This window comes from Streptomyces sp. NPDC057486 (assembly GCF_042802415.1).
Taxonomy (GTDB): Bacteria; Actinomycetota; Actinomycetes; order Streptomycetales; family Streptomycetaceae; genus Streptomyces; species Streptomyces yanii.
Genome location: NZ_JBHVEE010000009.1, coordinates 60479 through 75370 on the forward strand (window position 1 = coordinate 60479; position 14892 = coordinate 75370).

Sequence of the window (14892 nt, forward strand, 5' to 3'; positions counted from 1 at the left end):
GCCCCACGGGCAGGCTCGATCAGGTCATTGGAACCGCACCGGAGCTCCTCGTGCCAGGGCCGTTCGGCCCTCGTGCGCGTCCGGTCGGCCCTGCCCACCCCACTCCCGGGCGGCGTGACCTGCGCCGCTCGGGTGGCCGGCTCAGGACGATTCAGTGCGTGGTCGGCTGCGCAGGGCGGCAGTCGTCGATGTCGAACCCGAGCCTGCTGACCACACCGACGACGCCTTCCAAACGCCAGGTCGACCGAACGGCCAGAGGGACGTCACTACGGTGGTGAAGGCGTCCCTCCAGCACGACCATGCCGTCCCGGACGGAAACGGCGACGGCGCTGGGTGGCACGCCCAGCGCGCTGACCAGGACCTTCTCCACCACCTGCTGACGGATCTCCTCGTCCGTACGCAGGAAGACCCGCAGCAGGTCGCGGCGGGTGGCGATACCGATGAGGCGGTCCTCCTCATCCACCACGGGCAGACGGTCGACGTTCTGACGTTCCATCAGTCGTGCGGCGTCCGAAACACGTTGCTCCGGATGGATGGTGACCGCCGGGGTCGTCATCAGCTCTCCCGCGGTCGTGCCCACACAGCCGTGCGCGAGATCGGCGCCGGAGACCACCCCGACCACCTTGTCGTCGTGGTCGACGACCGGCAGTGCGCGGATACGGTGCCGATCCAGCAATCGCACCACGTCGTCCAACGGCGTCTGCCGGCTTGCGCAGACGACCTCGCCGGTCATGACTTCGCCGACGGTGCGTGTCTTCATGGCGCTTCCCTCCTTCACGGTGCGAGCGGGACGCGGGCAGGCCTTGCTCCCCGCTCGGTGACGGTGCCTCCACCTCAAGGCACCTGCCGGCCGCCTCGCCGCCCCTTCAGCCTCGCAGCCACCCTGCGCCGCGGCGCAGGGCCCAGATGTACCTGGTGGAGGACCGACCCGCCTCGCACCGGAGGGCCGGGAGACTCTAATCCCGCCGGATGACGGCCTGGCCACCACGCCACGGTGGGGGAGTGGCCGACCTGCGGGCCGCCTCCTTGCGGTGCAGGACCCGAGTCATCTGGCTGCGGAGGCGGTCCTGCAACCGGTCCGCCAGTTCATGTGCCGTTGCCTCCTGGGCGTGCACGACCACAAGAGTGTTCGCCACGACGAGCTCGGCCCTGGCAGTCCAGGGCACCTCGACGTGGTGCGCCGCTGCCTTCGCGATCCTCACCCCGCCGCTGACGTCTGGAACTCCGGGCCGGTTGAGAGCCGTGTCGACCTTGGTCCGAACGTACGCGAGTGCCCCTTCGTCCACATCGCCTTCCGCTCGCACCTGTACTGCGACGGTGGAGGTGACGTGGGTGCCGGTGTCCTTCGCAGTCATCTGCTCCGCTCCTTCGATCGTTGGGCAGCGGCTTCAGACTTCTGCGAGGACCGGCGTGGGCCCAGGGCTGTCAGGCCCCAGGAACGGGGCCACAGGGCCTCTCCCGGCAGGGCCGCCGGACTCGCCCTTCGGCAGTGTGGGGCCGACCGGCTGCCGGGAGCCGCCAGGGGCGTGGTCCTCGACGTGGACGTCCGGCTCGCCATTTCGTCCCCGCACGGCACTACGGCACTACGGCTTCCGGCTGCGGGAGACTCTGTGGAAACAGGGCCGACCGGCCCTGGTCCTTCGGCCCGGATCCCGAAAGGATCCCGGTACGGAGACCGATACGGTCCAAGTGGACATCGACGAGTAACGCGGAACCAGGGAGCAAGTGATGGCGGACAGCAAGCAGCCCGGCCCCGACAGCCCGATCCGGGTCTTCCTGCTGGACGACCACGAGGTGGTACGACGTGGAGTGCGCGACCTGCTGAACGACGAGCCGGACATCGATGTGATCGGCGAGGCCGGCACCGTGGAGCAGGCCCTGGTGCGCGTCCCCGCACTGCGCCCGCACGTGGCGGTCCTGGACGTCCGGCTGCCCGACGGTGAGGGCGTGACCGTGTGCCGGGAGCTGCGCTCGCGCATGCCGGAGCTGGCCTGCCTGATGCTGACCTCCTTCGACGACGAGGAGGCGCTGCTGGACTCGATCATGGCGGGCGCGTCCGGATACGTTCTGAAGCAGATCCAAGGATCAGACCTGGTGTCCGCAGTACGCACCGTGGCCCGCGGCCAGTCCCTGTTGGATCCGAGCGCCACCACCAGGCTGATGGCCCGTCTTCGGGGTGGGCAGCAGCAGGAAGAGGAGCCGGACGCCCTGCTCGGTCTGACCGAGCGGGAGCGGGAGATCCTCGCCCTGATCGGCGAGGGCCTCACCAACCGCCAGATCGGCCAGCGGCTGTACCTCGCCGAGAAGACGGTGAAGAACCACATCTCCCGCCTGCTCGCCAAGCTCGGCGTGGAGCGTCGTATCCAGGCCGCGGTCATAGCCACCCAGGTCCAGGACCGGCAGAGGCAGGAAGGGCGCTGAAGTCCCGGGGGGAAGGACCGGTAATCGCCGCTGCCCGCACCACCTGGCATGCCTTTCTCCACCGGCAGCCAGTCCGATCTCATACCGCTCTCCTCTGATACCGCCGTCTGCCGCGGGCCGATAGCGTGGCCCCGACGAGGATGATCGGCCGTCAGCAGGGTGAGGGGCTTTGGAGGAGTCGCCGGCGAGGGCCCCGAGGGTGCCCGGGTCCGGCTGCCGCACTTGCGGCTGGATGAGCTGCTGGAGGAGTTGCAGGCCCGCCTGGACACGGCCCGTGGCACCCGCGACCGCGTGCACAGCCTGCTGGAAGCGGTCCTCTCGGTCGGCCGTGAGCTCGACCTGCAGCAGGCGCTGCGCAGCATCGTGGAAGCCGCCGCGGTCCTGGTCGAGGCGGAGTACGCGGCCCTGGGCGTGATCGGCCCGGACGGCACGCGGCTGTCGGAGTTCCTCACGGTCGGTGTGAGCGAGGAGCAGATCGCCCGGATCGGTCCCTATCCGCAGGGCCATGGCATCCTGGGCGAGGTGATCCACCACCCCGAGCCGCTGCGGTTGCCCAAGCTCTCCGCGCACCCGGCTTCGTACGGCACCGGATGCGGTGCCTGCCCTCCCACTGTCGAACGGGACCCGTTGCCGTGAAGCGGGTCGACGGGCCCACGGCCGTGGGTACTGCGACCGGAGTCAGCCTGGCCGGGCCTCGAGCCACCGACGGTAGGCGGCAACGGCCGTCGGCAGCGTCGGGAAGATGAGATCCGTCCCGACCGAGCCCGCGAGACCGTACGCCTCCAGGTCGTCCAGCAGGTCCTGCTTGACCCGGGCGAGGGCGAACACGATGCCGCGGCCGCTCAGTTCGCGGCGCAGTTCGTCGACCGCGTCGAGGGCGGTGATGTCGACCTCCACGTTCGCCTCGGTGTTGAGGACGAACCAGTGGACGGGACCGGCCTGTTGGGCGACCGCGGCCAGTGCACGGCACCGGAAGTTTTCCGCGTTGGCGAAGAACAGCGGCGAGTCGTAGCGGTAGACCAGCAGACCGGGGATCGTACGCGCCTGGGGGTAGTCGTCCACGTCGTGCATGCCCGCCACGCCGGGCACCAGGCCCTCCACCGCGTCGTGCGGGCGGGCCACCCGGGTCAGCAACTCGGCCACCGACAGGCCCACAGCCACGATCACGCCGTACAGGATGTCCAGGGCGAGCACCCCGGCCAGGCAGCCGAGCGCGAGCAGCAGTTCGCGGCGGCGGAAGGACGCCAGGCGGCGGAAGCCCGCCAGGTCGATCATCCGCACGGCGGCGTAGACGACGAGCGCGCCCAGCACGGCGGCGGGGGTCCGGGTCAGCAGCGGACTGAGGAAGAGCAGGACGGCCAGCACCGCCGCCCCGGCGACCAGGGAGTACGCCTGGCTGCGGCCGCCTGCCGAGGAGGCGAGGGCGGTGCGGCTGGCGCTGCTGCTCACCGGGAAGCCGTGCAGGGCAGCGGCACCCAGGTTGGCCGCGCCCAGGGCGAGGAACTCCTGGTTGGCGTCGACCCCGGGCCCATCTGCCGCGTGGTCGGTGAACGCCCGTCCGGTGAGGATGAAGTCGGTGTACGCGACCAGGAGCACGCCGAGGGCGGGCAGCACCAGCTGCGGCAGCTCGCTCAGGTCGGGCAGGGCGAGGTCCGGCAGCCCCGAGGGGACCGTGCCGATCACCTTGATGCCGTACCGGTCGTCGAGGTCGAAGGCCACTACGGCCGCCGTACCGAGGACCATGGTGAGCAGCGGCCCGGGCAGCGCACGGACGTAACGGGCCACCAGGAAGAGGAAGGCGAGCGTGGCGGCCGAGAAGACGACGGTGTTCGGGTGCGCCTCGTCAAGATGGCTGATGTACGACCACAGTTGAGGGAAGAACTCGGAGCTGGTCGCGGTCACCCCGGTGAGTTTGGGCACCTGGTCCACCATCATGATCAGGGCCACGCCCGAGAGGTAGCCGATCAGGACGGGACGGGAGAGCAGGTCCGCGAGAAAGCCCAGCCGCACCATCCGCGCCACGAGGCACAACAGCCCGACCGTGGCCGCGAGGCCGGCCGCCAGCGAGGCGTAGCGCCCGGAGTTCCCCGCGGCGAGCGGGCCGACCACGGCGGCCGTCATGATGGCGGTCGTCGACTCGGGACCGACCGACAGCAGGCGCGAGGATCCGAACAGCGTGTACAGCGCCAGGGCCGGCAGGATCGCCCACAGCCCGGCGACCGGCGGCAGCCCGGCCACACCCGCGTACGCCATGACCTGCGGCACGAGGTAGGCCGCCACGGTCACTCCGGCCAGCAGGTCGCCCTTCAGCCACGCACGCCGATAGCCGAGAAGCCCGGCGAGGCCGGGCACCAGGCGGTGCCACCCGGGAATGTGCCCGTCCGAACCGCCGGTCATGAGCCGCCCTTCGCCTTCAGGAACCACCGGAGCACCGCCATCCTTCCAGCCGGGGGGCGCGGTCCACGAGATACCCGCAAGGTCCCACGCGTACCGTGCACAACGCGTTCGCTCCAACAGGCCCCGTGGAAAGGGACCTTCAGCCCAACGGCCGCGGACCTTCGGCATCCGGCGGCGCGCGGTGCCCGCGACAAGAGTGAGGTGCGTCAGGACAACGACCGGACATCCCCGAAGGGATCACCGCCATGGCCGTGCACGAGGACCCTCACCGAAGCCCGGGCTCCCACCTGTTTTACCGCAGGAACCGCACCGGCTCCGCGATCGCCGTGTCGGCACGCACCGACACCCACGCCGCGGGGGCCCACGCGCTGGCGTCCCTGCGTCTGCTCACCGGCTTCGTCTTCCTGTGGGCGTTCCTGGACAAGACTTTCGGCTTCGGCTACGCGACCGCGTCCGGCAAGGGCTGGATCGAGGGCGGGTCGCCGACGAGGGGCTTCCTCGGTTCCGTTGCCGCCGGGCCGATGGAGTCGACGTTCCACTCCTGGGCCGGTGACGCCTGGGCGGACTGGCTGTTCATGCTGGGCCTGCTCGGCATCGGCGTGGCCCTCGTGGCCGGCGTGGCTCTGCGGCCGGCGGCGGTGGCGGGCACGGCGATGATGGCGTCGATGTGGATCGCCGAGTGGCCGCCGGCCAAGCACCTGTCGGACGGGTCCCCGAGCATGTCGACAAATCCCTTCGCCGACTACCACGTCATCTACGCGGTGACGCTGATCGCCGTGGCGGCCGCGGGCGCGGGTGCCACCTGGGGCCTGGGCCGGCTGTGGGCGCGGCTCCCGGTCGTCCGCGACCACACCTGGCTGCGCTGAAAGCCCACGGCGCGACGGCCGCTTGTTCGGGAACTGTCGCACCAAGCACCGCACAGGCCCGTCGGCCCGGCTGAAGGACCAGCGGCCCCTGCCCCGAAAACCCCCTGAACACGACGCTGGAATCGGGTCCCTTCGGGCCCCGATTCAGGAGGTGGAGATCATGTCCCGTCCCATTACCGTAGGTCTCGACGGCTCGCCCGAGAGCCGTGCTGCCGCCGAATGGGCTGCCCGTGAGGCGAAGCTGCGCGGACTACCGGTGAGGCTCGTCCAGGTCTGGGAACCGGTACCGGAGCCGATGGCCCAGGCCCCGCTCCTCGGCGTCGAGACCCATCAGCACTGGACCGAGAGGGTGCCGCGCCAGGCCGCCGAAGGGCTAAGGCTGCGCCACCCCGGCGTCGAGGTGACCACCGAACACGCCACCGGACGGCCCGCCGAGGCCCTGGCCCGCGCCGCGCAGGACGCCGAACTTCTCGTCCTCGGCTCTCGCGGCCTGGGCGGACTCGGCGGGTTCCTGGTCGGCTCGGTCGGCCACGCAGTCGTGGCGTCCACCGAGCGACCCGTCGTCCTGGTCCGCGCCGGAGAGCAGGACACCGACGAGCACGAGATGGACAAGGCCGGCATCCCGTCCACCGCCGCCCCCTTCCGGCCCGTCGTCCTCGGACTCGACGTCGGCAGCCCCGACGAGGCGCTGATCGGGTTCGCCTTCGACGCCGCCACGCGCCGGAACGTGCCGCTGCGCGTCGTGCACGGCTGGAACCCGCCGCCCTACTACGCCTACGGCATGGCTCTGGAGGCCGCGGTCCAGCGGGAGTCGGCGGAGGTCGACTCCACCGTCCTGACCGAGGAACTGGGCCCCTGGCGGCAGAAGTTCCCCGACGTCGAGGTCGTGGCGGAGTCCCGCTACGGCAGCCCGTCCAGCCTGCTGATCGACGCGTCTCGAGAGGCCTCTCTGCTCGTCGTCGGCCGACGCATCCGCCGCTCTTCCATCGGCGCCCACATCGGCACCGTCACCCACGCCGTCCTGCATCACGCGACGGCCCCCGTCGCCGTCGTCGCACACGACTGACGAGCCACTGCAGAAAGAGAAGAAGGGACCATGAAGGCAGCAGTCGTACGGGCCTTCGGCGAGCCCCTGGTCATCGAGGAGCGCCCCGACCCCGAGCCCGGCCCCGGCTAGGGCGTGTGTCGGAAGTGCCGCCGTCCGCCCGAAGGGTGGGCCCGGCGGCGTCCGGTGCGTGCGATCGCAAGGCGGAGGGTCGTCCTCGTACTGGACGTACTTGGACGACCCCGACAACGCAGCGAGTGTGCGTGCCGGGCGTCGCGGGGCAGGCGGGACTTCCGACACACACCCTAGGTCCGCGTCGAGGCCTCCGGGCTGTGCCACACCGACATCCACGCCGAGGGCTGAAACGTCCGACCGCCGAGGCGGCAGAAAGCACACAACCAAGGCCCACAGGACGGGGAATCAGGGCCGGCGACGTTCGGCGACGCAGTGAGCTGCCCGCATCCGCGGTTGCATGCGGGCAGCACCTGCGCGGTCATCGCCGCGCTGGAGACCGAACACCGCCGTATCGACGCCGTGCCGGCCGAGGCCGAGGGACAGTTCCTGGCCGATCCCCCTGGCCGGACCGCCTGATCGAGACCCTCGACCTGCTACGCAACCACATCCTCGAGGAGCGGGACGACCCACTCGACGACGGTGCCACTCGGTTCGTTCGACGACAGGCCGAACGTTCCGCCCATCTCCTCCGCGCGCCTGCAGAGGTTGGCCAGGCCGCTGCGGCGGCTGACCGCCGGGTCGATCCCGCGGCCGTTGTCGGCCACGCGCAGTTGCAGGGCGGTGCCGGTGACCTCGACGCTGACGTCGACGCTGGTGGCCTGCGCGTGCCGAGCGGCGTTGGACAGGGCCTCGCCGAGCACGGCGAGCAACTGTTCGGCCTGTTCGGCGGAGACGGCCGTGTCCAGCAAGCCGGTCATGCGTAGAGCCGGGGCAAAGGCAAGCGATTCGGTGGCCCGTTCAGTGGCTGCCACCAGCTGGGCGCGCAGCCCGCTGCCGCGACGGGTCCGATCGTGTTCGCGCAGGCCGTAGATGGTGGAACGGATGATCTTGATGGTGTCATCCAGGTCGTTCACCACCCGCTGGATCCGCTCGCCGACCTGAGGTCGGTCGGCCACTCGGCCCAGCGTGGACTGCAGCGACAGCGCGCCGGCGAACAGCCGCTGGATGACCAGGTCATGCAGGTCCCGGGCGATCCTGTCGCGGTCATTGAGCACGAGCATGCGCTCCGTGTCCCGCCGGTGCTCGGCGACGTCCAAGGCCAACGCGGCCTGGTTGCCGAACCCGGTGACCATGTCGACAACGGCGTCCGTGAAGAAAGCGCTGCCCGGTACGTTCGCGACCTGCAGCACCCCGCGGACGTGCTCCCGGGTGCCGAGCGGTACGAAGAACGCCGGCCCCAGCTCCACCACCGAGGCGCTGCCACCCTCGGCGCGCGGGTCGGCGCTCACGGCATCACTGGCGATCCTCTCCCCGGACGTGAAGACCTTCGCAGCCAGCCCCGCGGCGGGCAGCAACAGCCCGCGGACCTCCTCGGCCAACACTCCCGAGGCAGCCTCGATGACCAACTCGCCGCGGTCACCGACCGGCACCCCCAAGGTGACCAGGTCCGCACCGGCCATCTCCCGCACGGTGGCGGTGACGGACTCCAGCACCGCTGCGGGCTCCGCACCGGACAGCAGGCTACGCGTCAGCTCGTTGCTGGCCGCCAGCCACCGCTGCCGGCGGTCCGCATCCTCGTACAGCCGGGCGTTGTCGATCGCCACACCGGCCGCCGCGGCCAGGGTCCGCAGCACCGCCTCGTCGTCGGTGTCGAACTCCGCTCCGCTCTGCTTGTTGGTCAGGTACAGGTTGCCGAAGACCTGGTCGCGGACCCGGATGGGGGCGCCGAGGAAGCTGGTCATCGGCGGATGCCCGGACGGGAAGCCGACGGACGCCGGATGCTGGGCCAGGTTCGCCAGGCGCAGCGGTTCCGGGTGACGGATGAGCTGCCCGAGGATGCCCTCGCCGCGCGGGTAGTGCCCGATCCGGGCGATGGCCTCCTCGTCGATGCCGACCGTGACGAACTGCTTGATCGTGCCTTCCTCGCCCAAGACGCCGAGCGCCCCGTATTGGGCGTCGACCAGGGTGACCGCCGACTCCACGATGCGGTGCAGCACCACTTCCAGGTCCAGGTCGGAGCCGACCGCCAGCACCGCGTCCAGCAGCGTGTGGACCCGGTCCCGGGCCCCTCGAACCTGCGTCACCTGCTGCTGCAGGTCCTCCAGCAGTGCATCCAGCCGCAGCTGTGGAGACATCCCGGATGTCTCCACCTCACGCGAATCCTGCGCGCGCTCGTCCACTACAGCTCCCTTTGCCGTCTCGCTGGCCCTTCCCAAGGATGCCCGACGGGCCGAACCCGTTCGACGGCACCCTGGAGAGCGGCGGGGGCAGGTCTCAGGAAGGGTGGGCAGACGGGTGATCGTCCCATGCCGGGCCCGATGACCTCGGCTGTGACGTGGCTCGGAGCCGTAGTTCAGGGCGCCCGGGCCGACGTCGTGCAAGGGGGAGTCGGGTGACATCCATCAGACCCCCGACAGACGGGCGAGTCTCGGTGGTGGCTGCCGATCCGTGTGCTGCCGGCCTCCTCCACGAAGAGTTCAACGACCCTCCGGCACCGCTGATTTCAGACGTCGGGCCTGGGCGGGGCCCGGCTGCCGAAGAACTTCTTCGCCACCTACGATCGCCACGATCGCCCTGTCCCCGTGGTTGCGTAAGCTGGCGCCGTCGTCGCGGTGGGACGGACGCCGGTAGTCCGCGGATGACCTCCGACCCCACCTGATGGTGCGTCAGAAGGTCGTCGATCGGTCGGTATCGGTCCTTGGGAGCCCGGGGGGAGCCGGCCGGAAACGCGACTGCTTGTAGGGTAAGGAAACTGCCCTTGACCTGCAAAAACGCAGGCAGGGAGCCTAGATCCAGGAGTACCTCGATGATGCGTACCATGTTCAAGTCCAAGATCCATCGTGCCACCGTGACTCAGGCCGACCTGCACTACGTCGGTTCCGTCACCGTGGATGCCGCACTCATGGAAGCCGCGGATCTTCTGCCCGGCGAGCTCGTGCACATCGTCGACATCGACAACGGTGCCCGACTGGAGACGTACGTCATCGAGGGCGAACGCGGCTCCGGCGTCATCGGTATCAACGGCGCCGCCGCCCACCTCGTCCACCCCGGCGACCTCGTGATCCTGATCAGCTACGCGCAGGTCGACGACGCCGAGGCCCGCACGCTGACCCCGAGCATCGTCCACGTCGACGCGGACAACCGGATCGTCGCGCTCGGCGCAGACGCCTCCGCGCCCGTGCCGGGAACCGCCACCGAGCGCAGCCCGTACGCCGTGCCCGCCACCAACTGACCGTTCCACCGCCAGGGAGTCCCCGTCATGGTTGAGAACACCGCGCTCGAATTCTTCGACGACCGGGAGAACGGCAATCTTCTCGGTCTCGTCGACGACGTGGCCGCCGGAGTCATCGCGTATTTCGTGATGGACGGTGCCCCCGCGGCACTCGTCGCCGTGCACACCGTCGTCGAATCGGAGCACCGGGGCAAGGGCTACGCCGGAGCCCTGGTCCAGGAGTTCTACGCCATGGCGGACCGCGAGGGCGTGCCTGTCGTCCCGCTCTGCTCGTACGCGGCGAAGTGGGCCCTGAACCATCCCGAGCAGGCCCCTGTGGCCCCGGCCGAGCTGGTGGAGCGGGCGAAGGAGCAGCTGAAGACCCACCCGGAGCTGTCCTGATGCCCGGGACACTCGCGCTTCTGCACACCTCCCCGGTCCACGTCCCGGTCTTCGAGGCGCTGCGCGACACCGATCACCCCGGCCTCGCCCTGCGCCACCTCGTGTACGAGGATCTGCTCGCCCGAGCCCGGGATGCGGGGCCCGAAGCGGTGCAGGGGGAGATCCAGGCCCTGCTCGCGGGCGCCGTCGCCGAAGGCGCGAGCGCCGTGCTCTGTACCTGTTCGACGATCGGTGGGGTCGCCGAGTCCGCCGCGGCGGCGCTCGGCGTCCCTGTCCTGCGCGTCGACCGGCCGATGGCGGCGGACGCCGTCGGCCGCGGCCGCGTCGTGGTCCTTGCCGCGCTTGCGGACACCCTGGCACCGACCCTGGCCCTGCTGGCCGAGGAGGCGGGTGATCGGGCCGCGGACATCCGTACGGTGCTGGTCGAGGGGGCATGGGCGCGGTTCGAAGTCGGCGACCGTGACGGCTATCTGGAGCTGGTGGCCGCTGCCGCCGACCGGGTGGCGGATGCCGATGTGATCGTGCTGGCCCAGGCGTCCATGGCCGATGCCGTCACCCGGACGGCCACGCGGATTCCGGTCCTCTCCAGTCCCCGGCCCGGGCTCGCCGCCGCGGCCGCGGCGGCACACTGACCCGCCGTCCGGGTTCTCGTCCGGTGGCACGGAACCCGGACGTATGGTCTCGGCAGGCGCGGGCAGCTGCTCCGGGAGACGGTGGACACGAGATCCCCCCGCACTTTGGAGCCCGAGATGACCAACCCGTATCCCGACCCCGTGCCGCCGGCGCCGACACCCGGACCCATGCCCGGACCGCCCTCGCCGCTGCCGGAGCCGACACCTGCCCCGCCGGTACCCGGTCCGGTGCCGCCCGGTCCGTCGCCGGACCCGATTCCCCAGCCGCCGTCGCCCAACCCTGAGCCGGTACCGGAGCCGGAGCCCACGCCCCACCCCGCCGGATGACGCGTCAGGGCCGGACGGCTACTCGGTGTGATGGGGGCCGATTCCGAGGAGGGAGTCGGCGTGTCCCGCCCCGCTCTCCTCGGCGATCGACTCCAGCGACTGGGCGTCACGCACCGGCGCGAATCGCACGGTCTCCCCGCCCGAGCTGTCGCTCCCGGCGCCGGTCGTGCTGAAACCGTAGACGGCGGGCCTCGGCAGACTGTTGTACGACCAGGGGGTCGAGAAGTAGTACGCGCCGGTGTCGTACAGCACCACGAAGTCGCCCTCCCGCAGTTCCGGCAGTTCCCTGGCGTGCGCGACGACGTCCCCGGCGAAACAGCACGGTCCCGCGATGTCCTGGACCAGCGGCGGACCGTCCTTGGGGCGCCCCTCGGCGTCGAACGCCCCGACCCGCAGCGGCCAGGACTCGGGCATGAACACGGTACGGGTGGCGATCTGCGCGCCCGCGTGGGTGAGCGCGATACGGCGGGAGCCCGCGTCCTTCGTGTACTCCACCAGTGCCCCGATGAAGCCGTTCTTGGCGAGCAGCGACCGGCCGAACTCCGTGACCAGCCCGTACCGGCCGTCGAAGAGCCCCGGCGCCGCTGCGCGCAGCGCCGCCACATAGGCGGAAAAGGTGGGCCGTACGGAGTCGTCCTCGAAGTTGACGGGCAGTCCGCCGCCGAGGTCGATGCTGGTGACCTGCCGGGCGCCGAGGGTCTCGTTGATCTCCTCGGCGAGTCGGTACGTCTGCGCGACCCCGGTCGCGATCAGGTCCAACGAACAGCCCTGGGAGCCGACATGGGCATGCAGGCGGGTCAGCCAGGAGTGTTCGGCGAATGCCCGGACGACACTCTCGCGCGCGCCGGGGTCGTGCAGCGCCACGCCGAACTTGGAGGTCGGCGTCGCAGTGCTCATCGCGCTGATGGAGCCTCCGCCCACCTGTGGGTTGATGCGCAGCCCGATGACGGAGACCGAGTTCCGGGGCCGCAGCGAGGCGATGCGCCGCACCTCGTCGAGGCCGTCGGCATTGAGTGCCACACCGAGCGCGAGCGCCTGACGGATCTCGTCGCGCGTCTTGGCGGGGGAGTCGAGGACGATCGTCGAGGGTGCGAATCCGGCGTCCAGGGCGAGCCTCAGCTCACCGGGGCTGGCGACCTCGCATCCCATGCCGCAGTCGGCGAGCAGCCTCAGCACGGGGACGAGGGACGCGGCCTTGGCGGCGAAGGTGTGCAGCACGGTGGCGGGCGTGTCGGTGAACGAGCCATGGAGGGCGGCGACCGAGGCGCGCACCCCGTCGGTGTCGATGAACCCGGCGACGGGCCGGCCCTCGCCGAGCAGCCCGGTGCCGACGGCGTGGCGGACCGCGGCGGCGACACGCGCGGAGGGCGAAGGGCCCGGAGCGGGCGGGGTGAGAGGCATAGGGCGAGAGTCGGTGATGGGGGCCCCACAGGTCTCTGTCGAGCAGAACAGGATCGGCGCCGGACCTTGGCCGCAGGGCCAACGACCGTACGAATCGGGGATTACGGGACAGTCCTCAACCTAGCCGCTCAGCCGGACGGCGAGGGTGATGAGCAGCCGGGTGTCGGGGTCGTCGAGATCGACGCCGTACCGCTCCCGGGCGCGGCGCAGCCGGTAGCGCAGGGTGTTGGGGTGCAGGACGAGCTTTTGGGCGGCCCGGCCGACGTCGCCCGACGCGTCGAAGTAGGCGGCGAGTGAGCGGACCAACTCGCCCCCGGTCGCCAGGTCGGACCGTACGAGGTCGTGCACCGGCCCGCTGCCCGCTTCCCAGATCGGCCGTACGGCGTCCAGGACCCGCAGGACGTCCAGGGAGGCACCGACTTCGGCCGCCCCGGCGTACCGCAGGGGCTCAGGCTCCCCGCCGTTCGCGGCGCGGTTGCGCAGCACCCGTACGACCAGCGCCGCCTCGTCGCAGGAAGCGGCGGCCCGCAGGGCGGTGGGCACGACGGGACCAGCCCCGACCCGGACCGGGGCGGAGCCGGGCATCGACACGGCGAGTGCGTCCAACTCACGTGCAAGACGCAGCACTTCCCTGTCCTGGCCGCGCTCGACGGGCAGCAGCACCAGCAGTCGGTCCCTCTCGCGCAGCACGCGCGCCGAGGAGTGGTACGAGGATGCCTGCAGGGCGAGTACGTCCAGGACGCGGTCGCCCGACGCCCCTGCCGCGCCGTCGCGTTCGGCCACCAGGACCGCGCACGGCGCGTCCGGTGGCAGCCCCAGCGACCAGGCGTGGGTGCGCCGGTCCCCACGTCCGTACAGCAGACCGCGCAGCGCATGGTTCCTCCGGCGCACGGCCCCGCTCTCGCGCAGCCGGTGCTGCACCAGGTGAGGGGCGGCGACCTCCGCTCCGCGCCGCAGCGCATCCGCTGCTTGCGCGGACAGCGCGCGCCCGTCCCTGGCCGCCCAGATGGAGCCGAGTACTTCGGAGCCACTGCGGACCGCGATGATCAGACGCTCGGGGCTGTCGCCTTCGGCGGCCCGGTGGATGACGTCCCGGGAGGTCCACAGGGCACGGAGGATTCCGCTGCGCCGGAGTTCGGCGACCCGCCACTCCGGAACCCTGCCGCCGAGGATCGTGGACCGGCGGACCCCGTCGGCCTCGGGGCGGGTGGCGGAGTGGGCCAGCACCCGGAAGCGGGTGTCCTCGATGGTGATGGAGCCTCCGGTGTTCTCGGCGATGGCTGAGGCGAGCGCTGCCAGCCCGCCGGCTGAGGTGTCCCTCGTGGCGGCCGTCTCCCCGGTCCGGCCCGCCTCGGCGTAGGAGAGCGCGGAACGCAGCAGGGTCGCGGTGTCGGTCCAGTCGGCCCAGGCCGCACGGGCGAGCAGGGCGATGCCCGACTCCTCGGCGGCGGCCAGTACTTCGGGCGCCGCGGGCACCCCTTCCGTATCGCGGACCACCACGGCGCAGGCGCCGCGCCGGGCGGCCTCACGAACCGGGCCCGCCGCAGAGGCGGAGGAGGCCGGCGGGCCGACGGCCAGCACGATGCGCCGGTCGAGTGGCTGTGCCTGCCCCTCGTCACCGACGGCCACACCGCGGACGCCGACGACGTGGTCGGTGGGCGCGAGCAACAGGCGGAGTGTGCCGCTGTCGTCGAAGGCCAGGATCTCGTGGAGCGTGACCCCGGATTGCGGCTCCCGCTCCGGCTCGGGCACGTCGCGCCTCGTCATGGGCACCGAGCATACGAGCGGCCGGCCGATGGCAGGAGTGCGCCCGGTGTCCGGTCGGCGAGGGGTGCCCGATCCGGGCTCCATGAGCGGCGATTGACCGGATTCGATCACCAGCCGCTCGGTTTCCGGGTCTTGTTCCGTGCTTCTTCCACCCCTAGGTTAAGCGTCGACCTAAGTCGATTTAATTCGCTGATTAGCAGCTGATCGCACACCGCTGCGCGTCCGCTCGACGTCGGAGCCCCTCAAGGA

13 protein-coding genes and 1 pseudogene are annotated in these 14892 nt (G+C 71.2%); 8 read left to right on the top strand and 6 right to left on the bottom strand.

What is annotated here, in order from left to right:
- Positions 1-151: 151 nt before the first annotated feature.
- The gene (locus ACFU6I_RS07105; protein WP_384362557.1) at positions 152-760 is read right to left on the bottom strand and encodes a CBS domain-containing protein; all 609 of its coding nucleotides are present in this window, start codon (positions 758-760) and stop codon (positions 152-154) included.
- 196 nt (positions 761-956) lie between these two features.
- Positions 957-1355 (bottom strand): hypothetical protein, encoded by a 399-nt coding sequence (locus ACFU6I_RS07110; protein WP_384362559.1) that lies wholly within the window; start codon positions 1353-1355, stop codon positions 957-959.
- Positions 1356-1728: 373 nt separating this feature from the next.
- Between ACFU6I_RS07110 and ACFU6I_RS07115 the strand changes: the two genes are divergently transcribed.
- Positions 1729-2421 carry a response regulator transcription factor gene (locus tag ACFU6I_RS07115; protein WP_345514555.1) on the top strand — a complete coding sequence of 231 codons (693 nt, stop codon included), beginning with the start codon at positions 1729-1731 and terminating at the stop codon, positions 2419-2421.
- A gap of 159 nt (positions 2422-2580) precedes the next feature.
- Positions 2581-3006: pseudogene (locus ACFU6I_RS07120) on the top strand (histidine kinase); the annotation flags it as partial.
- A 93-nt stretch (positions 3007-3099) separates the two neighbouring features.
- Here ACFU6I_RS07120 and ACFU6I_RS07125 read toward each other — a convergent pair.
- Positions 3100-4818, bottom strand: coding sequence for a SulP family inorganic anion transporter (locus ACFU6I_RS07125; RefSeq protein WP_384362561.1), 1719 nt, complete (start codon positions 4816-4818; stop codon positions 3100-3102).
- Positions 4819-5063: 245 nt separating this feature from the next.
- On the opposite strand from ACFU6I_RS07125, the gene ACFU6I_RS07130 reads away from it, so the two are divergent.
- From ACFU6I_RS07130 to ACFU6I_RS07140, 3 genes are all read left to right on the top strand, one after another.
- Positions 5064-5684 (top strand): hypothetical protein, encoded by a 621-nt coding sequence (locus ACFU6I_RS07130; RefSeq protein WP_384362563.1) that lies wholly within the window; start codon positions 5064-5066, stop codon positions 5682-5684.
- Positions 5685-5844: 160 nt separating this feature from the next.
- Positions 5845-6750, top strand: coding sequence for a universal stress protein (locus ACFU6I_RS07135; protein WP_384362565.1), 906 nt, complete (start codon positions 5845-5847; stop codon positions 6748-6750).
- Between the two features lie 426 nt (positions 6751-7176).
- Positions 7177-7320, top strand: a complete 144-nt coding sequence (locus ACFU6I_RS07140; RefSeq protein ID WP_384362567.1) for a hypothetical protein — start codon at positions 7177-7179, stop codon at positions 7318-7320.
- Between the two features lie 17 nt (positions 7321-7337).
- Here ACFU6I_RS07140 and ACFU6I_RS07145 read toward each other — a convergent pair whose 3' ends face one another.
- Positions 7338-9038: a GAF domain-containing protein gene (locus ACFU6I_RS07145; protein WP_384362569.1), complete on the bottom strand. Its 1701-nt coding sequence runs from the start codon at positions 9036-9038 to the stop codon at positions 7338-7340.
- A gap of 671 nt (positions 9039-9709) precedes the next feature.
- Between ACFU6I_RS07145 and panD the strand changes: the two genes are divergently transcribed.
- Genes panD through ACFU6I_RS07160 form a run of 3 tightly spaced genes read left to right on the top strand, consistent with a single transcriptional unit; the run spans position 9710 to position 11148 of the window.
- The gene (gene panD, locus ACFU6I_RS07150) at positions 9710-10135 is read left to right on the top strand and encodes an aspartate 1-decarboxylase (RefSeq protein ID WP_266978321.1); all 426 of its coding nucleotides are present in this window, start codon (positions 9710-9712) and stop codon (positions 10133-10135) included.
- Positions 10136-10162: 27 nt separating this feature from the next.
- Positions 10163-10516 (top strand): GNAT family N-acetyltransferase, encoded by a 354-nt coding sequence (locus tag ACFU6I_RS07155; RefSeq protein WP_384362571.1) that lies wholly within the window; start codon positions 10163-10165, stop codon positions 10514-10516.
- Entirely contained in the window at positions 10516-11148 is a 633-nt protein-coding gene (locus ACFU6I_RS07160) for an arylsulfatase (RefSeq protein ID WP_384362573.1), read from the top strand. Before ACFU6I_RS07155 ends, ACFU6I_RS07160 begins: the two co-directional genes overlap by 1 nt.
- A 345-nt stretch (positions 11149-11493) precedes the next feature.
- Here ACFU6I_RS07160 and ACFU6I_RS07165 read toward each other — a convergent pair whose 3' ends face one another.
- Complete coding sequence (locus ACFU6I_RS07165) at positions 11494-12876, bottom strand: diaminopimelate decarboxylase (protein WP_384362575.1); 1383 nt, start codon at positions 12874-12876, stop codon at positions 11494-11496.
- A 120-nt stretch (positions 12877-12996) separates the two neighbouring features.
- Entirely contained in the window at positions 12997-14643 is a 1647-nt protein-coding gene (locus ACFU6I_RS07170) for a PucR family transcriptional regulator (protein WP_384362577.1), read from the bottom strand.
- Positions 14644-14892 lie beyond the last annotated feature (249 nt).